Below are 25,194 nucleotides of genomic sequence, written 5' to 3' on the forward strand. Positions count from 1 at the left end.
CAGAGCCTAGATTTTTTGCTTCGTTTTTCATCAATGGAAAAATGAAGAAGAAGGATCGTTGAAATGATACTATAAAAAGTTCGTAGAATTGTCAATAGAAAGTTATCGATAATTTAGTTTACAATGTATTAATCCTCTAAAACCATCTACTAGCTATTCCCGACAATCATATTTAGAATCAAAAAATTATCACACTTGAAATGAAACATTATTACTTTACTTACCTTACCTTAATTCTACTATACTCTAACTATTCACTTCTGGCACAATCCATCACAAAGGTTGAAACAAATGCGTTTACCCTAATTTTTGATGATGAAGCAAAGTTGGTTTCAATGGTAGATCAAGAAAAAAATGAACTATTAAAAAATGTAAATTCTAACACATTTTACTTTCAAGAAGTAGACGGTAGTATCAAACGCTTTGATAAAATCGAAAAAATGCCTGCACCTGCCACTTATCGTTTTTCTAGAACTGGAACAACACAGAGTTTTGATATTCAGTTTGATGCGAACGAGGATTATATCACTATTCATTATCGCTCATTCCAAAATTTCCCATTCAACGGGGAGCGACTTTATTTTGAATTGAATATCAAGGAGCTTGCTACTAAAACAATTCCATTGGATTATATGATAGACGACGCTGGTAATAATGATTCAAGAACCAAAATAGAAAGAAGGACACTTTGGGAAACTGCAGAAGAAAACCCAATGGGATCATTTGCTATATATGCTTATAAAAATGAGGAGCAATCAGATGAAATATTATTCAAAATATGGGCGAGTGAAGATGTGCCTCATCCAAATGTAGATGGAGAGTGGACCATTGAAAGAGCCAAACAATGGATTGATGAATGGATAGAAACTTCTTATGATGTTTCTTATCTAAATATTGCACCTTTAAATTATGAAGAACACGCTTCATTTTTTCCATATGCTACAAAAATGGATGCAGACGCACTCTATATCAATCATTCAATATGGAAAAACGACAATGTTAGCGGTATAAATTTGAATTATTATCCGAATGGTAAAAGTGATTTCATTCAATTTGCGGATGAGGCTTATGAACAAGGTTTAGGTATTTATACACATAGAATGAGTGGAAGTATCAATAATGCTGACACAGATTATATTGATGTGGAAGGTGAAATCAATGAAGGTATAGACGCTTGGGGAACAATGAAATTATCTCACTCAATAGAGGAGAATACAACAACGATTATTGTAATACCAGATGAAGGAGTAGAAATGCCTATCCTTTTTCAAGGTGGAGGTCGACCAATCTATCCGTACCCTTATATTCCCAATGGTACTTCTTTTAATGAATTAAGAATTGGAAATGAATGGATTAAAGTTGGTGCAATTGTAGACAATGATGATGGAACATGGGAATTACAAAATGTGCAAAGAGGACGTTTAAACTCTCAAGCTAGTGCACATAGTGAAGGGGAGGCTTTAAAGGGTTTTTTAAAAGGAAACTCCGGCGTTTTTTCACCAGCACCCAATTCAGAATTATTAGAAGCTATAGCGAAAGAATGGGCGCTTTTGAACAATGAATTACAATTAGGTAACGTCAATTTTGATGGAGCAGAATGGCATATGTTTAGAGGTTTTTGGGCTTTCGAGAAATATGCAACCCTTTTTTATCAAAATTTAGATCATCCTACGTGGTCTATTACAAGTCATGGTAGACCTCCCGAATGTTGGTGGGAATACCGTTTCAATAAAGTAAAAAAAGCATTGGGAGGTGAATTTAGTATAGTGGATCCTGTTCGTTATTTCTTAGGTGACAAATCTAGAATTACACCAAGTTTGGAAGAGCTAGAGTATCAGTACTATTATAAAATGATCACCAATAGTAGGACTTTCTCATTGGCTCATGGCACAAAAGGTATAACACTTAAGGAATTGCAAGAAAGTGGTCATATTGATGATGTATTAACGTCTTTAGCTGATTACAAAAATGCCTCTTACAATATCACCCAAGAACAGAGACAAATTTTTGATGCTACAAGAGCACCTCAAACAGAAAAACTTCCATTATCCGGAAATAGAGTAGTAGGTGAAGCCTTCTGGGATTTGGATGATGGCATTTTCAAAAAATGGTACAGCACAGGCACAAATCATTATAACTATGAATGGTACATAGGACAAGAACACGGAAGTATCACTCCACGAATATATTTAAAAACAGAAACCTCTCAACCTCTTTTTATACCCGATAGTTTATCCAATGGGTTTGACGGGGTGAGAATTTCGGGTCGAGTGCTACCAAGGTTTGAAGCAGGAAATACAAGTAATATTAACCTTATGCCATTTATGGGATTGGAGAATACCTTGCAGGTTGAATCAGAGAATACAAAAAATAGTATTGTTTTCGATGATTCAGAAAACATTTTAATCCCATATAATTTAACTGAAATTATAGACCTCACACAGCATAGAGGACTAGGAATGTATGTAACAGGAGATAGTAGTGGTTCGACTTTGATTGTCCGCATTTCTGACGGCGGATTAGCAAGGGATTATGGCGTTCCAATCGATTTTAATGGGAAAAAGTGGGTGGAAATACCTACGGGTGAACAAGGTTGGAGATTACAAAACTGGAGTTGGAGTCCGAGAACAAAAAAAGTGATCAGGTACGACAACATTCAAAAGATTTCAATAGGTTTGGGATATATGCCTGCAAAAACCACCGCAAAGGTAACAGTCGAAGACCTTCAAGCACTCTCAGAAATTAATGAAGCGATGATCAACCCCACTTTTATTGTAGGTGATGATTCTGTAAAGTTGGAAGGAAGTATAAACACCGCCTCACATTTTCAACTCAATGAAGAAGGAACCTTTACAATCTATGATGAATTCTGGCACCTCTTAGGTACTCATCAATTGAAAGCTTTAAACCCATCAGAGCTTAATAACTTAAAAGTAGAAACCACTACAGGGGAAAAGCTATGGCTGGAAATTGGAGTGCAAGCTACGATCAATTCTTTTGATTATGATGAATACATCCGCAGTATAAATGAGGAACCTAATTCAATAGGTGATTCTTTTAAAACAAAACCGATAATTTTCCCTAACCCTACTCAAGAAAATTTCCAATTCAAACATCTACCTACAGATTGGTTTGGAGAAACATTGGAATTGAAAAATTTAACGGGCACAACTGTCAAAACATATACAATGGATAGTACATCACAATCCTATCCTTTACAAAATGTTCCAAAAGGGGTTTATATATTAATAGTTAGAGGGCAATTTGTAGGAAGGTTGTTGAAGTTGTAAATACATTTTTCAAAATTTTACAGTTAGACCCATTTTTTTAAAGTTTGAAGCTATTACTCAAAGTAAGCACCATGACATCAGTCATGGTGCTCGTCATTTTACCCTACAACTTTTATCATAGTATTTATTCAAACTCCTTCAAAGAGATTATCATTGTCGTTAAATCATCTAGATAAAACTTGTTTGTCAGTATCTAATGATATAAGAGTCATATCATCATGTAACTCTTTAAGTAAACCTAGTTTAATTTTTGACCAAGAAATATTGAGAATCAAGAGTATATTTTCATGTTTGAAACTCAGTATTTAAATAGGTACAGAAATCCTTCTGCATCTTTTTCCTTCCTATTTATAGCTCATTTTCTTGATACATTTCATTTTCATGATGAATGCTTTAGGTGATTATTTACAGTAATATATTTAGGGAGGTGTAAGAAATAGATGATCGAAAAGAGAAATATATGACTTAAATTGCTGTATATCAGTGTTTGTTTATTTCTTTATTTAAATGATTGAAAATAGAATACACAAATTTATTTTCGGAATGAAAGCCTAAAAAAAATCAATGATGTTTGTAATTGTAGTAATGAAATGAGATACAGGGATAAGGTGAAATAATAGAATATTCTAATTGTTTAACTATAACAAATCTTTTCTCTATCCTTTAGTTGAATAAGCTGTTATAGGTAAGTTAGTTACTTAAAGCAGAGGAAATAGCAATTATGAGTGTTCTTTAAAATACCACCTGTTTTCCATAAAACTTACTCAATATACTAATAAGTTTACTTACACTTGATATTAACTAAATCATGAAATTATTATTTTTTACGTTTTTGCTGGCACTAACTGTTCATACATCTTTTGCACAGACTTATGAGGATATTACAAAGTGGGAACGTAGAGCAATGTTGTGGACAATGCAATGTATTGAAGAATTTGAACTTGATCCTGAAATAAGAAATAATTTGTTCAAAGCGAAATTAGATCAGATGAATGCACTTAGAGAATTTAACGATAGGAAAGAGGGTAAAACGAAAGATGAGCTTTTAGAATTAAGAAAAGAGCTTCTGTGGCCTAAAGACCAAATAATTGTCGATTTGACTGGATTAAGAAAAAAAGACATTGGAGAATTTACAGATACTTTCCGAAAGGAAATGAATAAAATCAGGGATAAATAATTTGTGGATAAAAAGGATGTATTGTTGAATGTTATATGACTTGTTAAAAATAATTCTCGATTCATCCTTTTTCTTCTTTAAAGTAGTTTGTGAATGATATAGTATTTTTTTATCATTGTACAGTTGCATTTTTTGAAGAAGTCTATTATTAATTACCCACAAAAGAATCATCTGCACTATTAATTTTAAATGGAATGAACTACCTATCTTTTATAAGATTTTTGACCTGTTTACTTATTTACTTAATAAATTCAACCTTATTATTTGGCATTGAAGTAAAAAATGGCAACAAAAGAGTCTCTGTTTTCTTAGAACATGAAGGTTTTTATCAGAATACGGTTACGTCAATAGATAAAGATAATGAGAACCTGTTATGGATGGGATCTCCTAATGGTTTAATCTCTTTTGATGGTTATGATTTTGAATATTTTTATGCACAAAAAGATAGTTTTAGCCTGCCGAGTAGTCGTATTGAAAATATATTTGTAGATCATAATAATTTGATATGGATCTCTACAAAAGAAGGATTATGTTTTTATGATAAAGCAAGCGGTCATTTCACTACTTTAAACCAGAATCCAGATAAGGCGTTTTTGGTGATGACTGCAGATAATGTTCTTTGGTCAGCAAGCGGAAATAGTCTTAACTATTATACACTCAATAAGGATAATATTGTAGAGGATGAAGGGGTAATCAATGTATTTGACCTTCCTCAGAAACCACTAAAACATATCAATTTTTGGGAAGAAGGATTGCTTGTTGGGAATGAAAATAAATTGGTGTGGATTAACCCAAAAGGGAATATTAAAAAAGAAATAAATATAAAAGACACTTTCGAAAATGTTGAGATCTACACAGCTAAAGTGATCGATAAATTCCTTTGGCTAGGAACAAGTAATGGACTTTTTAAGTGTGTTATTGATAATGATTTTGTTCTTTTTAAAGTAAAACACTACCCGCTTGATACATTGGTCAATAAAGGAAGACGTGTTAAAGTGAATACGATTTCTACAGATGATTCAGGACATATTTGGATTGGAACTCGTCTGTCAGGTTTATTTAAGCTTGAAACTAAAAATGAAACCTTAAGAGTTTATTCAACAGCATCTACCGAACGTTCTCAATTGAGTAGCGATATTATATATTCTATTTGTGAAGATAAAGACAATGTGATATGGGCAGGTACTGGTCAAGGTGGTCTGAATAAAATTGATTTGAATGAAAAGCCTTTCTTTTCCTATACACATAACCCTTTAAGAAAGAATACACTGATGGGTAGAAGTACCAATTATTTAGCAGAAGATAGTAAAGGCTACGTTTGGGTTTCTTTTCATAATAAGAAGATGTCAAGAAGTACTGCACCTGTCAATGATTCAAATATACATTCTCTTTCTTTTGAAGAAGTAAATTTAAATAACCCTTTATTTTCAAAGCAAAGTATTACTTTGATCGAAGAGGATTCGAAAGGGTATATTTGGTTTGGGACGAACCTTGGTTACTGGGTTTACAGCCCAATTAGTAAGAAAGTCAAAAAAATTGATTTCACTTACCAAGGGAAGAAGGTAAAGAATAGCACATCGAGAATATTAAAACAGATCAGTGATAACCATCTTTTATTAGGTTCTAAAGATTTGTTGATTTTGGAAAATCCTTGGGCAGAAATTGAAACTAAAAATACCATCGAAATAGCATCAAATCTTTTGCCTTTAGATGGGGCCAGTGCTGAGACATGTATTAAAGATAAAAATGATACGTATTGGTTAGGTACAAAGAAGGGATTAATTACTTTTAGCATTTTCAATCATCAGAAAATCACAATCAATCAAAATCAGATGAAACAAATACCTAAACATATTAGACATTGTGAAGTATTGTCGTTACATCATCAAGATAATGTGATATGGGTTGGATTATTCGGTGAAGGTTTAGAAAGGTTGGAGTTAAATGCAGAAGGAAATATCGTCAATTCTGCTACTTATGACCGTTCAAATGGTCTGCCGGATAATATGGTTTATGGTATAGTTGGTGGTGGAAAATCAGGGATATGGTTGAGTACAGATGCAGGGATTTGTCAGTTTAACCTTGCGGAAAATAAGTTTTATACTTACGGTAATAATGACGGTATCAACAGTAGAAACTTTAGAAAAGCGTCTTTCAATAAAACAAAGGAAGGACTGATACTTTTCGGTAGTTTTAATGGAATCACTCTCTTCAATCCTTTACAGATTCTTAAAAACCCAATACTCCCTAGAGCAAGTGTCAACGACATTTGGATCAATGGTAAAGAAATTCAGTCTGTGTCTGAAATAGAGCGAACGATATCTTTTACTGAAGATGGAAACGAACGTTTTGAAGAGCTGATGTTAACCCCAGAATCAAAAAATATTGCTTTTGAATTAGTAGCTCATCATAATGCTAATCCTGAAAATAATGCAATTAGCTATAAGTTGTTAGGTTTTGATCAAGAGTGGAAAACCACAAGTAAAGGGAAGTACATTGTGAATTATACCAATCTTCCTGCAGGTGATTATAAACTTCAGATTAAAGCCAAAAATGGAGATAATGTGTGGAGTGAAATACAGGAGTTAGTAGCCTTTACAATTCCATTACCGATTTATTTAAGGTGGTGGAGTATATTGTTGATTACTTGTGTTTTAGGAGTTTTGATTTACGTGATAGCTAATTACTATTATAAAATTCATAGTCTAAAGAGAGAAATCAAAAACAAAGAATTTGAAACGGAAAGAATTAGGGAGGTAGATCAGGCAAAATTAAAATTTTTCACAAATATCTCTCATGAATTTAAAACACCTTTATCATTGATTATAGCTCCGTTGGAGAAATTGATTGAAGAGAATAAAAATGAAGAAAACGCAAAGTTGATTTCTATTATTAATTCAAATATCAATAGATTACACCGTTTGATTGATAACATCATTAACTATAGAAAAGTCGAGAACCAGAAAATTAAAATCAATTACAGTCGATCTACAATTGGAGAATTTGTCAGCGGTATTTATGCTTCTTTTCAAAATATAACAGAAGATAAAGGCATCAACTTTACGTTTTCAGTGGAAAATGAAAATAATCAAGTTTCTATCGATAAAGAAAAAACGGAATTTATTGTTTTCAACCTGCTTTCTAATGCTATAAAGCATACCAATAAGGGAGGAATGATTCAGTTGGTTTGTAAATTTATTGAACAAAAAGGCAACAAACTTTTATCTATCTCTGTAATTGATAACGGAATAGGTATACAACCGGAAGACATTGACCATATTTTTGACCGTTTTTATACTGTAGAGAGAAACGGGGAAATGCAAGAAGGTACAGGTATCGGATTGGACTTTAGTAAGTCTTTGGTAGAGAAAATGAAAGGTGAAATCAAAGTGGAGAGTAGACCAAATGTAGAAACGACTTTTGAAGTGTTACTGCCTTATGACAATGAAGAAACAGTTACTGGAGTCATTGAGGAAGAAGAAACTCAACTTCCTGTAGTTGAAATGTTGAATCCATTAACAGTCAAAGAAGAAATTATTCAAAAAGACGCTTCACTTCCATCTATTGTTATCATTGATGACGAAGCTGATATCCGACAGTTTTTACAGCATTCGTTTGAATCAAAATACAATGTTGAAACTGCTATAAATGGTGAAACAGGTTTAGATATTGTCAACAAAACACTACCTGATTTAGTCATCTGTGATGTGATGATGGATGGTATAGACGGTTTCGAAGTTTGTAAGAAAATCAAAGAAACACCAGCTACATGTTATATTCCAGTGATTCTCTTGACAGCTTTAAATTCGGATGAGAAAAAGCTGGAAGGAATTGAACTAGGAGCTGATCATTATATGAACAAACCGTTCTCTATTGTACAATTAGAAGCTATTGCAAAGCGTCTCATTCAGAACGGACAGAAAGTTCAAGAGCATTATGCATTGAAGAGTAATCTTCCGGACCAAAATGTAAAACTGTTAGCCTCTGATAAAACATTTATTTTAGAAATCAATAATATCATAGAAGAAGAGCTTTCAAATTCTAGCTTTGGGGTAAAAGAACTCGCTAAAAAGGCAGGGTACAGTTCTGCTCAATTCTATAGAAAAATTAAAAACATCACTGGACATCCACCAAATGTATTGATCAGAAATTACAGATTGCAAAAAGCCGCAAGAATCCTGTTAGAAAACCCTAAGATGACAGCAATTGAAGTGATGTATAAAATTGGTATTGATTCACCGGCTTACTTTTCTACCTCTTTTAAGAAGGTTTTTAATTGTTCACCAGGTGCGTATAGGAATTATCATGAGAAGCAATTAAAAAAGCAACAAGCTTTGAAGGAAGCAAATCCAAATATATAGTCCAGTTTTGGGAAAGTAGATTATAAGTAAAAATGAAGAAAATAAAGGTGTGTTTGGTGGGAATTTGTCTTCAATTTTATAACTTCCTTTTCGTTAATAAGTTGTCAGTCTATTCTTTGAGTGAGAGTAGGGGAGTAATGACAGTTTTGTTGTAAGGTTATTGCTATCAATAATGTGATGTGAAAGAGTTTGAAAGTTTAAAAAGGTATTATAGACCTATTCAGCCTACTGTAAAAGCGGAAGATACGGGGATAGTTTATCTGGAGGTACAACCGACAAGGGAAATAGAACACTTTGTTTATTGTTTCTGGCAACTTAAAACATCGCAGCCTTTAAAACATGATTACCACTACCGTGTGGTATCTGATGGCTGCATTGATATCTTTTTTGATCATAGGCAACCCGCAGAAAACTTTGTGATGGGGTTTTGTCGGAAATATACCGAATTCCCTATCGGAAAGGAGTTCAATTATATTGGTATTCGATTTTTGCCCGCTGCATTTCCTTTGTTGTTTAAAATTGATGCTAAGACATTAGCCAACCAAGCTCAAGAACTAAAGAATATTTTACCTGATTTTGCAGATTGGATTCAAGAAAGTATTTCAAGTTCTTACCCTTTTGATGTGATCACTGAAATGCTGAATGAAAAAATCAGCATTTACCTTGATAAAACAGAACTTCACTATGATTCCCGCTTTTTGAATGCCCTGCAATTGATTTTTAAAAAGAAGGGACACCTCGATACCGAAAAAGAGCTAAATACAGGTTTAAGCCCTCGACAGCTTCGTAGAATCTTCAACTATTATATTGGAACAACTGCTAAGTCATTTAGTAATGTGGTGCGCTTTCAGTATATCTTAAATGCCCAACCTACTTCACAAAGTCTAAAGGAAAATAAACTTTATTTTGATGTGGGATTTTTTGACCAGGCCCATTTTATCAAAAATTTCAAGACGTTCTATGGTGTGACGCCTTCTGAAGCTTTTCGTTAATAAGTATAAAGCCAAAAATAAATCATAGTCAATTCTAATTTGTACTTAATGTCCGATTTTTACAATATTCCGTAGCTCTGCTAGCCTAGATTTGTATTCATAAGCAGTTGCACTTTTGTTTTAGTGCTTAATAGCATTCATTATGAAAACACTATTCGTCATCGTATTTGTATTATTCTATGGAATAGCAAATGCACAAACACCTGAAAAAATGAAACTTAATGCAGGAATTATCACGGAAAAGTTAGCGGAAACCAAACAGTTTTACACTGAGGTTTTAGGATTTGGAGTTCGTTTTGAAAACGACTTCTATTTATTACTTCATACTCCTGACGAATCGTCTGAGGTCAGCTTTTTATTGCCCAATCATCCTAGCCAAAAACCAATTTTTCAACCCTCATTTCATGGAAAAGGGGTTTACTTTACTATCGAGGTGGAAGATGTAGATCAAGTTTATCAGCAAATAAAAGAGACAGGAACGCCTATAGCTATTGAACTTCGAGAAGAGGTGTGGGGAGACCGACATTTTGCCATAGTGGATCCTAATGGTGTTGGGATTGATATTGTAACGTATACTCCACCTGAAGACTAGTACATTAATGTCATTTTGAATAGGGAAAAAGGGAAAAACTGTAATATTATCAATCCTTAGCAATTTGATTTTGGAGGTATAAAAAACAGGTTCAAGCCTTTAATCAAAAAGGGCTTGAACCTGTTCTTTTGAGGTAATTTGTTTTAGTGCTTAATCTAGGATATTATACCCTTTCAAAACACCATCATGTTCAAGTAGTTCTTCCTCAATACCTTTTTCGTTGATTCTATCATTTTCAAGGTCGACCCATACCTTATATTCAAATTCATTCAAAATCTTTTTGATTTGTAGTTTGAATTTTTCGTAGTTCTTCGCTCTGATCTTTAGATATTCATTAGGATTGTCACCATGTTGAAGAATGGCATTTCTATTGGCAATGAAATAGGTTTGAGCGGCCATTTTCCATAGGGCTTTATCTTCGTTTGAAAGAAGAAAACGTACGCCCATACTTGAGAGTTCAGAGTTCAGAATGATGTCACTCAACGCTATGGATTTATCATGATCTACTGAAGAGGTGATGTACATTACAGGATCATATTTGTATTTATGGCCTGTAAAAGTTTTAGGTGATGTAAAATCAATAACTTTTTTACCCTCTCTTTTTACCTTGACATTGATTTTCGTTTCTTTCTCTTTTTTGATGTAAAACTCATCGACACCTGCTTTGGCGATCCCCATGTACGTATTATTGACATACACCTCAGCGGGTGATTTTAATAGTGTAACGACTTCTATCATGGATTCCCCTTCATAGTTTTTCTTCTTATTTCGAATAGTAAACTTATCTTCCACATTCATCTCGTTGCGGTAGAGGTTTCTAAATGCCACGTAGGTCATTTCTTCCTCTACTTCATTTGATTTTCCATTCCATTTATTGAAATGATAATTCAAAAGTGAAGACAAGGCATACCCGTTATGGATTTCAGGGTTTAAGTTATTCGATAAGTTATATAAATTCCATGAAGAAAGGCTTAGCAATTCTACATCTGGAGTTAAAGACATTTCCAATAGCATTCTAAACTTTTTTGTCCCTGAAGGGTTATTGGAAAGTAAATAAGTATCATCAATAGCGTATTTTTTATTCACATATACCTTTTTGCCGGTCTCTTTGTGAATAAATGTATTGGGCATATAGTTGAGATAAATATGAGGGAAGAACTTGATATTTTTGGAAGTGAATTTATCTTTTATTTTTTGATAATCTTCTAGTCTTTTTAAGTAGATAAACGAATGTGTCACCGCCTCAAAATGTTCGATAATTTCATCTTGGATTTCCTCCAAGTAAGTTTGTACATGATACACAGGAACGACGTTAAGGCTCCCTTTTTGGTTTAAATCATCAAAGAAAGTTTTGATTACTTTGATATCTTCCTTTGCTATTTTTTTAGATCCTTTAGCTTTAGAATACGAGAGTATGTTTTTTGTATTACCTGTAAATAAGACAATTTGATCGTTGGTATTTCTAAGCCATTTTTCTGACATTTTTGTACTGCCATAGATTTCACCAAGATCCTCAGAAACCTTAGCAAAGAGTTGCTCTTTCGTGTATTTTGATTTTTTGTTTTTAGGGAAAAAGACATCCAAACAGAAATTGAAATCTATATTTTTGTCTTCAGCTACTTTGATAGTGATGGCCAAAAGCCTTTTAAAACTCGTTTTGTATTGGTCGCTACCGAGTACATTGTATTTAAGTTTGAAGACGTCAATACCATACATTTTGGCACTTCTAAGTTCCACCTCTATGGCGTCTCTAAGTTCCAATAAATGCACTTGTAATGAAGTTTCTGACACTGCAGTTTTGTATTTGTTCATGAGTAACTCCTGGTCCAATCCCAAAGTATATTCATACTTATACGCTTGTAGACTAGAGTATTCATCACCTAAAATACTATTGAGGTTATAAGATGCCATTACTCTCTTCTTATGGAAAAAAGATGGGGTGGAACTTTGGTCTTGAGCAGTGATAAAGGGTGTAAAAGATAAAAGTATTAGTAGTACTAAAAGTATTTTCTTAAAAAACATGTTACAAAGTAATTAATGTTAGTATACTCGGATCGTTATGTCCAATTTTGTAATAATTTACTCTTGCAATCTCATGCTTTTTTATAATATAAGCAAATAAAGCATTTTAACTTTCTGTTGTGCTTATACCGAATAGTTGTAAGGAAAAATGAAGGGCACAAAAAAGGCCGATTCCCTACAAGAGAATCGGCCTCACACTTTTTAATGAAATAAATCGTTTAGAACATTGGTCCGTCAGTGATCATGATACCGTCAACGTTCACTTCGTAACGTTCACCATCAATATTACCAGTTGAGAAACCGAAAGCGATGTAGTCTAAAGTACCAGTGAAGTCGGGTTTTTCTGCGTCGCCACCCCAGTTACTCCATGCCATAGTACTCAATCGGAAAGTGTAAAGCTTCCACTCTCCACTTGTTTCCACAAAGTAATTTTCAGTGTTGATATTACCTCCAAATTTTGTGTCATTTTGGAAGATTTCAAATTGAAGGTTACCCTTTGCGTTACCAGTGTTTACCCAGAAAGAAAGGTGAGGATCAGTAACTCCAGAAAGGTCTAGGTTGTTGGAGTTATCCATTTTCAATGCACCTGTCCAGTTCCATCCAGTAGCACCGTTTAAATGCACGTTAAGGTAGTGATCACCAGTGATAGCTTTCATGTCTCCACCATCGATGCTGTGCGTAGCTCCTCCACCGTTATCGTCCCAGATGTAAGAAGCCGTTTCGAATCCTTCCAATTCATTTGCAACAACAACAGGACCGTCAGTAATCATTACATTGTCGAGGTTTAATATGTAAGGGTTTGCACCATTACCTTGTTTATATGATAGTTTTACGAAATCTAAAGTTCCTTTAATATCCACTTTGTCTAATCCGCCACCCCAATCAGAAAGCTCAAGGTCTTTAAGACTTACAGTCACCCATTGCCATTCGTTATTTGTAGCACGGAATACATAATTGTCACCATCATTACCAGTATTGCTTGCTTTGAAATCAGCACCGTTATCGTTACCATTCTGACCAATTTGTAATTGGAAATAACCTTGAGAAGTTTCAGAGTTGATTTGGAAACTTAAGTGAGGATCGGTGAAAGTCACAAGATCAATTGGCGTATCATAATACAATTGTCCCATCCAAGAAGTCCAACCGTCACCATCTGCTTTTCTTACCGTTAAATAATGATCTCCTCTACCTTTTGAGATACCGTTACCAGCGTCTAATCCATTTTCAGGCGTCACATCACCTGGTTCGTAAGGGTTTACACCGTCTTCGAAATCAAATAAAACTACAGGTTCTACAGGATCAAAGAACTCACCTGCATCTTCCACTGAAATAGATCCCGATTCCGGTACATTAGAGTCTGCATTGTACGTAGAAACCTTAATAGTCACTTCGTCTGGTAATTGACTTGGAGCCAATACATTGATTTGAGAAGAGTTGGCATTTGAACCGTCTACTTCAATGGTTTGACCACCGATGATCACTTCATAGATCAAGTCAACGTTCGTTCCTTTGATCGCAAATACTTGACCTCTTGTAATGTAAGTAGGGTATTCCACATTGGAAGTCAAAGGATATACAGGAGCATAAGTAGTATCTGAAAATACTTCTTGCTTATAAGCATTTACTACTCTAAGGTGTGATATATCAAAGATTCTTGGGAGAGTGGCTTTGATGGTATCCTCAGTAGCACTTACTGTAATTTCAGAACAAGGCGTTTCACCTAGGTATACTCTTGCATTTTTGAAATTCTCACCCAAAATCATGAAAGGCTCACCAATCACGGTAGGATTTTGAAGGTCAGTATCAGCAATTTTTGGTTGTGGATAATCAATATCGTTAGATTGACTGTACTCTTTTTGAGTTGTACAAGAGTTCATTCCGCATACCATTCCGAAGAATGCTATGCTTAATGAAGCCTTTTGTATTTTATTTTTAATATTCATGATAAATAATCTCTTTTAAGTAAACCAATAGTATTAGTAACCAGGGTTTTGCGTTAAACCGAATGAAGCAACTTCACCTGCAGGAATTGGAAGAACTGGAACACCTCCAAGTTTTTTAGCTTCCATATTCGATACTACAGTAGCACCATTGGTTTCATCTCTGTAACCAATATTGTCTTTTTGAAGAGCACTAACGTAAGCGTCTGTTCTAAGAAGATCCCATAAACGTAGCCCCTCTAAAGCAAGCTCTGTTCTACGTTCGTGAAGAATAGCTTCCAACAATTGATTACCCGATGCAGTGACATCTGGAAGAGCACTAGAATTGTCTCTTGCAGGATAGTCGTTTGCACCCTCATTCCATCCTTTTGGATAAGACATGTTTCTAGCTCTAGCACGTACTTCGTTTACTCTCTGACGAGCAATGCCTTCATTTCCTAAGTGATAAGCCGCTTCTGCATTCATTAAAAGAATATCAGCATATCTGAATTTTCTTTGGTTCTGAGGGTTATCCGATTGCTCATTTGGACGTAAAGCTGCATCCATTAATACTTTTCTTGGGAAATACCCCGAAAGGAATTGTGATTCTGCCACACCTTGAGCAATACCATGAGCAAACTGTCCATTTTGACCTGCAGTCCAATCTAAACGAGGATCATTTTCTTCAAACTCGTCAACTAAGTCTTGCGTTGGGTTTAAGAATCCCCATCCCCAACCTTTGATATCTGTAGTACCTCTTGGTGCAGTAAGGATTGGTGAAGTAGAACCTGTATTGTTGTTTGCCCATCCTGTATTAGAGGTGGTGTGTTGTACTTCGAAGATAGATCCTGAACCATTTTCACCGTCTTTTTCAAATACTGTCGCAAGGTTTGATGCCAATGAGTACTGACCAGAAGTGATGACTTCGTTTGTTAAATCATATACTTCTTGCCAAGTATGATCATTTGATTTCCAGATACCAATATCATACATAATTACTCTAGCAAGGTAAGCTTTTGCAGCTCCAGAACTTGCTCTTCCTACTTCCATTTCAGATTTATTACCCATCATATCAGCTGCCATTTTTAGGTCTTCTTCAATTTGAGCAATCACGTCTTTAACAGGAGTTCTCCCTACAGCACCAATTTCTTCAGGTGAGACAGGGGCTGTGAATAAAGGCACATCACCAAACAAACGTACTAAGTAGAAGTAGCTATAAGCTCTGATAAATAAAGCTTCACCTACCATTTGATCCCTTAATGTTGCATCAAAACTTGTGGCAGGGCTGATACCTTTGATCGCTGTATTAGCTCTATGAATGGCTTGGTAATATGTTTTCCAAGCAGAGTGTGAAGGTCCGTTGATGTTTACAGCCGTCCATTCTTTCAACATTTGAACGTCTTGCATGTCACCAAAATCAGAACCACCTTTCCAAGAGTTGTCTGTCATTACTTCACCAAACATCCATTCTTGCATGTGAGCGACTACACCTTGATCTTGAGCAATGGCTTGGTAGCAAGCGTTTACTGCCATTTGTGCATTTTCGGGGTCATCATAATAGACTGGAGTATCTACTGCTTGTCCTTGTGGATCACGATCCAAGAAGCTAGAACAACTGTTTGCGAGGGTAAGCATACCGCAGCATGCTAATATATTTATAATGTTTTTGAATTTCATTTCCTTTCTACTTTTTGAGTTTCAACTAATTAAAAAGTAACGTTCAAGCCTAATGAGTAAGTAGTTGATTGTGGATAGTTACCAATATCAATACCTTGTGCTAGTGGATCACCGTAGTGGTCTGGAACTTCAGGGTCGTAACCGCTGTAGTTTGTTAGCGTAAATAAGTTGTCAACTGAAGCATAGATTCTGAAACGTTGTAAATGTAACTTCTGACAAAGGTCTTGGCTGAAACTGTATCCTAACTGTACGTTTTGTAATCTTAAGTAAGAAGCATCTTCTACATATCTATCAGAGAATCTACGGTTGTTGTTTGGATCACCTGATACCACTCTTGGCATTGAACCGTTAGGGTTGTTTTCAGGATGGAAACGGTTGTCGTAGTAGTTCTTTGTTTGGTTTTTCTGAACGTTTGAATCTTCGATCCAGAATTTTTGAATGTTTGCAGCTTCATTACCATAAGAACCAGTGAAGAATAAGTTCATATCAAATCCTTTGTACTCTAACCCGATGTTGAATGATCCAGTGAAAGTTGGGATAGCAGAACCTAAGTTCATCTTATCATCATCATCAATCACACCGTCGCCATTGACGTCCACAAATCTAACATCACCAATACCTGCGTTAGGTTGTAATGGATTTCCTTCAGCATCAACGTGAGCATCTAATTCTGCTTGAGATCTGAAGATACCATCTGTTTTATATCCATAGAAGTAAGCAATTTCTTGTCCTTCTTCCGTTCTTGTTGTAAAACCTAATTTGTCAATATAACCACCGTCAATGTGTCCTGTTTCACCAAGGTTTGTGATTCTATTCTTGATGACAGCAATGTTCGCTCCCACGTTCCATTTTACTTCGTGTTCTACATTTCTGTAGTTGACAGCAAATTCAAAACCTTTGTTTTGCATAGTACCTACGTTCACGTTTGGAGAGTTGGCACCTACATAATCAGGAACGGGCTGCGGAACTACCATGTCCTTCGTGTCTTTGATGAAGTACTCAGCACTGAATGTAAGTTGATCATTGAAGAATCCAGCATCAATACCTACGTTGGCCATTTGAGCAGATTCCCATCTTAAATCAGGGTTAGACAGTGTAGTTGGTGTTCTACCTTCGACTACGTTTCCGTTGATTACATATCTTAAGTTGTTTGTCACTGTTGATACATAGTCATTGTTACCTGCAGAAGATTGGTTACCTACTTCACCCCATCCTGCTCTTAATTTCAATTGCGTTACGGCATCTGATGATTGTAAGAAGTTTTCTTCTTTGATATTCCATCCTGCTGAGAATGAAGGGAAGAAGCCCCAACGATTTCCATCAGCAAATTTAGAAGAACCATCTGCTCTAAATGTAGCAGTCAGTAAATATTTGTTTTGATAGCTATAATTTGCACGAGCAAAGTAAGACATCAATGAGTTCATTCCTTGAGACGAAGTAGCGAAGTAATCAGATCCTTTTGCTGCTCCTAAGTATCTCATGTTTTCATTGAAAGGAACGTCATAACCTGTAGCTCTAATGTTGTTATAGCTGAAGGCTTGCATTTCCATACCAACCATACCACCAACAGAGTGATCACCAAATGTTTTCGAATAGTTCGCATAGTTAGACCAAACCCAGTCAAACTTGTTGTTTCTATTCTCATCCAATTGAGAAGTCATTCTTTGTTCCTCGTTAGAAACGAAGAATTCTGGTAAGTAAAGCTTTTGTTGTTGGTTTCTGTAATCCACACCAAAGTTAGATGTCAACGTCAAATCTTTAGTGGCTTTAGCATTTAAAGAGAAGTTACCAACAATTCTGTTGTCCCAAGAACGTTTGTATTGTTCTTGTTCTGCCATTCTAGCGGGGTTACTGTTATAAGCCCAAGTAGAACGAGCATAAGAACCATCTGCATTATAAACAGGAGTGATAGGGTCAGCCCATAAAGACTGAGTCAATGGACTTGAATAAATGTCATTCAAGTTCGTTAAAGAGTAATTAGCGTGCGTATAGGCAATGTTTTGTCCAAAGTTTAACCAATCATTAAATTTGTGTGTGTTGTTGAATTTTACAAAGAATTTCTCTAAGTCAGTACCTTTTAAGATTCCTTCATCCTTTACATAAGAAGTAGAGAAGTTGAACTGATTTTTCTCAGAACCACCATTAATACCAAAATTGTAGTTTTGGAAAGAACCTTGTCTTAATAATTCATCTTGCCAGTCAGTACCACTATAGTTACCATTGGCTACATACATTAATTGTTCGAATTCATCTGTACCTTCGGCAAATCTGTTGGCTTCTAGTCCTAATTGAGCATACTCAGAAGCGTTTGCCATTTCAATTCTGTTTGAAGCGTGCTTAACACCCGTTTGAGCATTGAAAGTATAAGTAAGCTTTTCTTGTACTTTACCCGTCTTCGTAGCGATTAAGATTACACCGTTAGCACCTCTTGAACCGTATACTGCAGTAGCTGAGGCATCTTTCAAGACTTCCATTGACTCAATATCTTGAGGTGCAATGTGAGAGATGTCTTGCATCGGGAAACCGTCTACTACATATAAAGGATCAGAGTTGTTGATGGTACCAATACCTCTTACTCTTACTTTAGAGCCAGAAGCGGGGTTTCCAGAGTTCGTCACCTGTACACCCGGTACACGACCTTGAAGGGCTTTGTTGACATCCTCTGTGGCAATCACTGTTAGTTCATCGGTTTTAACAGTAGAAACTGATCCCGTTACGTCACTTTTCTTAGCGGTACCGTAACCAATAACTACTACTTCATCCAATTCTTCTAAATCGACTTCCATTTTGATGTTGAAATCGGATTGAGCACCTACTGTAATCGTTTGCTTTTTGTACCCAATTGAGGAAATAAGTAATACTGTTTCATCTGATTTCACACTTAATTTAAAACGACCATCAAAATCCGTAATTGTTCCAATAGCTGTTCCCTGAATAGTGACATTTACTCCCGGAAGAGGACTATCTGTTTCATCTAATATGCTACCCTGTATTGTTCTTTCCTGTGCATACGCACTCATTGAAAATGTAATAGCGATGAACAGCAGAAAAAAATTCTTTAAGATCTGCATGACTATTTTTTATTGTTTAGTTGTTATTCAATCTAAATATGTTTAGCTGAACATTAATAAGTAATAACCGCGGCGTTATGTTTACAAATGTAGGGTAGACACTAATTAATCAGAGGTTGATTTTTGACAAATAAGCGTTGAAAAAAATATATTTTCATCAACCATGATTTTTCAAATAGGTAAAAAAATGACTTTTGTGATGAAAATTTACCCCTAAAACTACAAGAGTGCTCCAAAAGTATGTGATTGCAATTTATGGAAGAGTCCTGTTGGGCCAAAAGGTAATAATTTGGTTTGGTGTTTTGAGTAAATAAGTAATATTCATTTCAATATTTATGATAAAAAAGACCTTTTTTGGAGATTAAAATAACATCATAAATATACACTTTTGTGTAAGAATAATACCCTGTAATATTCGTTTTTATATACATTACGTATGTTTTTGATGAAAATTTACCTAAACTAACAATAGTGGCCCAAGGAGTAGAATTCCAATGTCATCATCAAATTTAAAAATCTCCATAACGTTCGTTAACCGTATCAAGTACATTTGAAATATGATTATCGGAAAATGAAATAAAATCACATCTGATTATGGAAAAAATGTACACTTATATATTGATAATTTTATCCTACTCCCTTATTCAAGGGTGTACTGCTGTAGAGCAGAAGAAGGATATCAGTGTACAGACCATTCCTAATGTGATTATTACTACCGATATCAATAATGAATCATTTTCTACTACTGATGAGCATGCCTTAATCTATTTATTATGGCATCTAAATAATGTTAGACTTCAATCAGTAGTCATGGAGGAATTTAACATTTATGGAGAAAAGAAATTGGAAAGTATCTTAAAATGTTATGCTGAAGATTTCCATAATCCATCACATTCTTTCCAAGAAAATAACTTTCCAGCACCTAACGCCATCCAACAACTTATAGTAAAAGGAGAGGATGCAGGTACAAAGAAAATCATACGTCTTTCAAGACAAAATAGAGAAACACCTCTTTACATATTAGTCATGGGAAGTATGAAACCGATTAAAGAAGCATTATTTCTTGCCCCTGACATTACTCAAAATATAAGAGTAATTTCTGTAGGAACAGGCATCAAACCTCCCAACGAGGATGTTTGTGGCAACTTAAACTGGAACGGATGGGGAAGAACAGAAATCTTTGAAAGGTTTACAGATTTATGGTGGATTGAGAACGACTGGGCCTTCAAAGGAATGTCAGAGGGTAAAGCACCCACGGCATATTACAACAATGTCATTAACTACGGAGCCTTGGGAAAATATTTGACCGAGAGCAAAATACAAACAATAAACCTTGAGGAAGCCATTCCTATCATGTTTTTGATTGATTCCAATATCAATGTGAATCACCCAGAATTTGGAGGTTGGACTGGAAACTACATCAAACCGTTTCCGGTGGAAAGACCCAATTATTGGGTAGACAGAGCAAAGACCAAGAAATGGAATTATCGAAAACCATGTAACTCCTGGGATTTGGCGGATCAAGTGTTGGAGGAACGTAAAACGAACATCATCCTCAGACGAGATGATATGTTTTCGTCCCTATTGTCTAAACTAAACAAACTTTATTCTCCAGCAGCAAGGGAGAACAGTTAAAGCATTTTTTAAATTATACGATAATGAAAAAGATTTTACTTATTTCTTTTCTGTATGGTTTCTTCTCTATTGGAACTAACGCTACCAATACGAATGAAGATCCAAAACCGAATGATAAGAAAGCAACAAAAGCGACAATAGCGCTTTACCAACAATTAAATAGTGTTTCTCAAAACGGGCAGACAATCTTTGGACATCAAGATGACTTGGCTTATGGTTACCATTGGTGGGGCAATAACTCTGATGTCAAACAGGTCACTGGTGATTATCCTGGGCTTTATGGCTGGGATATGGGTGAAATTGGAAACGAAAAGAATTTGGATGATGTGCTTTTCGAAGACATCAAAAAATACATTAAAGAAGCATATGCTAGAGGAGGTGTGACTACTTTAAGCTGGCACATGATCAACTTAAAAGAACAATCAAGTTCTTGGGATACAACAAGAGTGGTGCACGAAATGCTGAAAGGTGGAAAATACCATAAAGACTTTATCAAGAAGTTGGATTTATTCGCCGATTTTGTCAATGATTTGGAAGTGAACGGAGAGAAAATTCCATTACTTTTTAGACCATGGCATGAGCACAATGGTTCATGGTTTTGGTGGGGTGGTAAAAATGTTTCGATTGAAGATTACAAATCGCTTTGGCAATTTACGGTGGAATATTTAAGAGATAAAAAGAAGATTCACCATTTGATTTATGTGTACTCTACTGATGCTTTCCAAACGCAAGAGGAATATTTAGAAAGATACCCTGGTGATGAGTATGTAGATGTTTTAGGATTTGATGATTATGGTGCATTCAGATCATATGCAGATGAAGCAAGGGAACAATGGATCATCAATGAATTAGAAATTGTAGCAAAGCTTGCTGATGAGAAACGTAAAATTTGTGCCTTCACCGAATCAGGTTTAGAGGCAGTGACAGACGATACTTTCTTTACGCAGAAATTGCTTCCAAAATTAAATCACAATAAATGGACGAAAAAAGCCGCTTATGTGATGCTTTGGAGAAACGCCAACTATCAAAAAGAGCAGAGAGATCATTTCTATGTACCTTATAAAGGACATTCTTCTGCTAAAGACTTTATCCAATTTACGGAAGACCCTAGTATCCTCTTAGAGTCTGATTTTATGAAAATGAAAGAGAATTAATCAACGAACTCATTATGCAACTCGAAATCTTAGATCTGATCATTATTGGGCTTTATCTGCTATCAACAGTGGTGATTGGTATTTATCTGAAAAAACAAGCCTCCAAAAACATGGAATCGTATTTCCTAGGAGGTAACTCTTTGCCATGGTACATGTTGGGCTTGTCTAACGCTTCCGGAATGTTTGATATTTCGGGTACAATGTGGATGGTGTATTTATGCTTTGTTTATGGCTTGAAAAGCGTATGGATACCATGGTTATGGCCAGCTTTCAATCAGATATTCTTAATGATTTATTTATCAATCTGGTTGAGAAGATCAAACGTACTAACAGGTGCGGAATGGATCAGAACTCGTTTTGGTGATGGTACAGGAGGAAAGCTATCACATATGGTAGTGGTATTCTTTGCCATCTTAAGTTGTCTTGGCTTCTTGTCTTACGGATTTATTGGAATTGGTAAGTTCATCGAAATCTTCATTCCATGGTCGTATGTAGGACAGTTTATGCCATTTGAACTAACGGCTGAGCAAGTACCTTACGCTTACGGTATTTTATTCACTACCATTGCAACTTTTTATGTAGTAATGGGCGGTATGTTGTCCATTGTTTGGACGGATGTAATGCAGTTTGGAATCATGACCGTTTCTGCTTTGGTGATTGCAGGAATTGCAATGAACCAAGTAGATGCAGAAACATTGATGGGCATGGTACCCGAAGGATGGGATTCGCCATTATTCAACTATGATTTGGATATGGACTGGTCGGCTTACATTCCTTCTGTAAATGAAAAAATGGAAAGCGATGGTTTCACACCTTTCTCTATCTTCTTTATGATGATGTTGTTCAAAGGATTCTTCGCTTCAATGGCAGGTCCAGCACCAAACTTTGATATGCAGAAAATCTTATCCACAAAGTCACCAAAAGAGGCGGCAAAAATGAGTGGTTTCGTATCAGCGGTAATGTTCTTGCCAAGGTACTTGATGATTGGTGGTTTCACGATTTTAGCTGTTGTTTATTTCAGCGGAGACATCAATCAGGCGGGCAGTGGTTTTGATTTTGAAAACATCTTACCAATGGCCATCAAGGAATTCGTCCCATCAGGTTTAATGGGCTTATTATTGGCGGGTTTATTAGCAGCTTTTATGTCCACTTTTGCCTCAACAGTCAACGCCGCACCCGCTTACTTAGTCAATGATATCTACTTAAGATATATCAATCCAAAAGCAAGTGGTAAACTACAAATGAGAGCAAGTTATATCATTTCTGCAGCGGTAGTAGTGATCAGTACTATCATAGGTTTGTATGTTGAAAATATTAATTCTGTATTACAGTGGATTGTGTCTGCATTATATGGCGGATATATTGCGGCCAACTTCCTGAAATGGCATTGGTGGAGATTCAATGGTCATGGCTTCTTCTGGGGAATGGCAGCAGGTATTGCCGCTTCAATGATCTTCCCATTAGTATTTAAAGAAACATTAGAACTGTATTACTTCCCTGTACTTTTTGCAGTGTCACTGATCGGTTCAGTAGCAGGTACTTTGCTGACGAAACCAACGGAAGAAAAGACATTGATCAATTTCTACAAGACCGTAAAACCTTGGGGATTCTGGGGGCCAATCAAACGTAAAGTGATGGCACACGATCCAAACTTTGAAGGAAATAAAGATTTCAAAAAAGATATGTTCAATGTAGTGATCGGAATCGTATGGCAATCAATGCTGACATTACTTCCACTTTACATTGTGATCAAAGAAGAAATGGGTATTCTTTCAACCGGAGCGATATTGATCATTACCACTTTAATCTTAAAGAAAAATTGGTATGACAAACTTCCTGAGGAAGCACCGAAAGTACCAGATAGCATTGAAGATAAGGATTTAGTAGAGGCGAATTAGATGAACAGACAGGCAACTTAGAATGAGCTGGGAATAAATACTCCATCAACACTTTAGTGTTGACTACGTTGCCAAACTTCAAGACTTCAGTCTTGATTGTTTGGTTTACCACTTGCCCATAGTTTTAACTATGTTGCACGCTCTAACAATTACATATAAAAGAGACAAAAAGAAATAAAGAATAATACAATGAACTTTAAAGAGAAATTAACCGGATTAATTGAAAAACAAGAAGCATTATTAAGTAAAACAAATCAACCTGCAGATGCTTACAATGGTATTTTTACTAAATACGAAAACCCTATACTTACAGCAGACCATACCCCATTATATTGGAGGTTTGATTTAAACGAAACTTCAAATCCTCATCTTCAAGAGCGTATTGGTATGAATGCCACTTTCAATGCCGGAGCCATTCGTTTTAATGGAAAATATGTATTGATGGTAAGAGTAGAAGGCGTGGATAGAAAGTCATTTTTTGCAGTAGCAGAAAGCGATAATGGTATTGACAACTTCCGTTTTTGGGATAAGCCCGTATTAATGCCGGAAACAGAAGAGCCAGATACAAATGTGTACGATATGCGTCTAACGCAACACGAAGATGGTTGGATCTATGGTATTTTCTGTACAGAAAGAAAAGACCCTAATGCTCCAGCAGGTGATACTTCTTCGGCAGTAGCGGCAGCAGGAATTGTTCGTACAAAAGACTTGGTGAACTTTGAGCGCCTTCCAGATTTGATTTCTTACTCAGGTCAACAAAGAAATGTTGTATTGCATCCGGAATTTGTAGATGGAAAATACGCTTTATATACAAGACCTCAAGATGGTTTTATTGATACAGGTTCAGGCGGAGGAATCGCTTGGGGATTGACAGACTCGATGGAGAAAGCAGAAGTGAAAGAGGAAAGAGTAATTGAGCCAAAAATCTACCATACGATCAAAGAAGTGAAAAATGGCCAAGGTCCCGCACCGATCAAAACTTCCGAAGGTTGGTTGCATCTAGCACACGGCGTAAGAAACACAGCAGCTGGACTTCGTTATGTATTGTATATGTTCATGACTTCACTAGAAGATCCGACAAAAGTAACACATCGTCCAGCTGGTCATTTCATCGCTCCACTAGGTGAAGAAAGAGTAGGTGACGTATCTAACGTAGCCTTTGCCAACGGATGGATTGCAGATGAGAGTGGTGAAGTAAAAATCTATTATGCATCATCAGATACAAGAATGCATGTAGCGACATCAACAATTGATCAACTGGTGGATTACTGCAAAAACACACCAGAAGATGGTTATCGTTCGGTAACTTCAGTGCAGACCATTCATGATATGGTAGAGAAAAATGAAAAAATGATAGAGGAATTGGGACTTACAATTCCAAACAGACAAACAGTTTAAAGTAAGAG

13 protein-coding genes are annotated in these 25,194 nt (G+C 35.7%); 9 read left to right on the forward strand and 4 right to left on the reverse strand.

From position 1 onward, the window contains the following. The first annotated feature begins 200 nt into the window (after positions 1–200). The 5 genes from IC221_RS04415 (at position 201) to IC221_RS04435 (ending at position 10,412) form a co-directional block, all read left to right on the forward strand. The gene (locus tag IC221_RS04415) at positions 201–3,290 is read left to right on the forward strand and encodes a T9SS type A sorting domain-containing protein (protein WP_188167800.1); all 3,090 of its coding nucleotides are present in this window, start codon (positions 201–203) and stop codon (positions 3,288–3,290) included. An 808-nt stretch (positions 3,291–4,098) separates the two neighbouring features. After that, on the forward strand, positions 4,099–4,467 hold the full coding sequence (locus IC221_RS04420; protein ID WP_188167801.1) for a hypothetical protein: 369 nt from the start codon (positions 4,099–4,101) through the stop codon (positions 4,465–4,467). A gap of 221 nt (positions 4,468–4,688) precedes the next feature. Then, positions 4,689–8,828 carry a hybrid sensor histidine kinase/response regulator transcription factor gene (locus IC221_RS04425; RefSeq protein WP_188167802.1) on the forward strand — a complete coding sequence of 1,380 codons (4,140 nt, stop codon included), beginning with the start codon at positions 4,689–4,691 and terminating at the stop codon, positions 8,826–8,828. A 179-nt stretch (positions 8,829–9,007) separates the two neighbouring features. Then, positions 9,008–9,820 carry a helix-turn-helix domain-containing protein gene (locus IC221_RS29855; RefSeq protein WP_188167803.1) on the forward strand — a complete coding sequence of 271 codons (813 nt, stop codon included), beginning with the start codon at positions 9,008–9,010 and terminating at the stop codon, positions 9,818–9,820. Positions 9,821–9,962: 142 nt separating this feature from the next. Next, positions 9,963–10,412, forward strand: a complete 450-nt coding sequence (locus IC221_RS04435; protein WP_223241297.1) for a VOC family protein — start codon at positions 9,963–9,965, stop codon at positions 10,410–10,412. 150 nt (positions 10,413–10,562) lie between these two features. Here IC221_RS04435 and IC221_RS04440 read toward each other — a convergent pair whose 3' ends face one another. From IC221_RS04440 to IC221_RS04455, 4 genes are all read right to left on the reverse strand, one after another. Continuing rightward, complete coding sequence (locus IC221_RS04440) at positions 10,563–12,434, reverse strand: hypothetical protein (protein WP_188167804.1); 1,872 nt, start codon at positions 12,432–12,434, stop codon at positions 10,563–10,565. A gap of 218 nt (positions 12,435–12,652) precedes the next feature. Further along, positions 12,653–14,377: a hypothetical protein gene (locus IC221_RS04445; RefSeq protein WP_188167805.1), complete on the reverse strand. Its 1,725-nt coding sequence runs from the start codon at positions 14,375–14,377 to the stop codon at positions 12,653–12,655. A 33-nt stretch (positions 14,378–14,410) separates the two neighbouring features. After that, positions 14,411–16,030, reverse strand: a complete 1,620-nt coding sequence (locus IC221_RS04450) for a RagB/SusD family nutrient uptake outer membrane protein (protein WP_188167806.1) — start codon at positions 16,028–16,030, stop codon at positions 14,411–14,413. Positions 16,031–16,059: 29 nt separating this feature from the next. After that, positions 16,060–19,050, reverse strand: coding sequence for a TonB-dependent receptor (locus IC221_RS04455; protein WP_188167807.1), 2,991 nt, complete (start codon positions 19,048–19,050; stop codon positions 16,060–16,062). A gap of 645 nt (positions 19,051–19,695) precedes the next feature. Between IC221_RS04455 and IC221_RS04460 the strand changes: the two genes are divergently transcribed. The 4 genes from IC221_RS04460 (at position 19,696) to IC221_RS04475 (ending at position 25,186) form a co-directional block, all read left to right on the forward strand. Next, positions 19,696–20,736: a nucleoside hydrolase-like domain-containing protein gene (locus IC221_RS04460; RefSeq protein ID WP_188167808.1), complete on the forward strand. Its 1,041-nt coding sequence runs from the start codon at positions 19,696–19,698 to the stop codon at positions 20,734–20,736. A 23-nt stretch (positions 20,737–20,759) separates the two neighbouring features. Next, positions 20,760–21,890 (forward strand): glycoside hydrolase family 26 protein, encoded by a 1,131-nt coding sequence (locus tag IC221_RS04465; protein WP_188167809.1) that lies wholly within the window; start codon positions 20,760–20,762, stop codon positions 21,888–21,890. Between the two features lie 14 nt (positions 21,891–21,904). After that, the gene (locus tag IC221_RS04470; RefSeq protein ID WP_188167810.1) at positions 21,905–23,788 is read left to right on the forward strand and encodes a sodium:solute symporter family protein; all 1,884 of its coding nucleotides are present in this window, start codon (positions 21,905–21,907) and stop codon (positions 23,786–23,788) included. A gap of 189 nt (positions 23,789–23,977) precedes the next feature. Beyond that, positions 23,978–25,186 (forward strand): glycosidase, encoded by a 1,209-nt coding sequence (locus tag IC221_RS04475; protein WP_062622133.1) that lies wholly within the window; start codon positions 23,978–23,980, stop codon positions 25,184–25,186. Positions 25,187–25,194 lie beyond the last annotated feature (8 nt).

The organism is Flammeovirga sp. EKP202 (assembly GCF_014534745.1).
Classification (GTDB): Bacteria; Bacteroidota; Bacteroidia; order Cytophagales; family Flammeovirgaceae; genus Flammeovirga.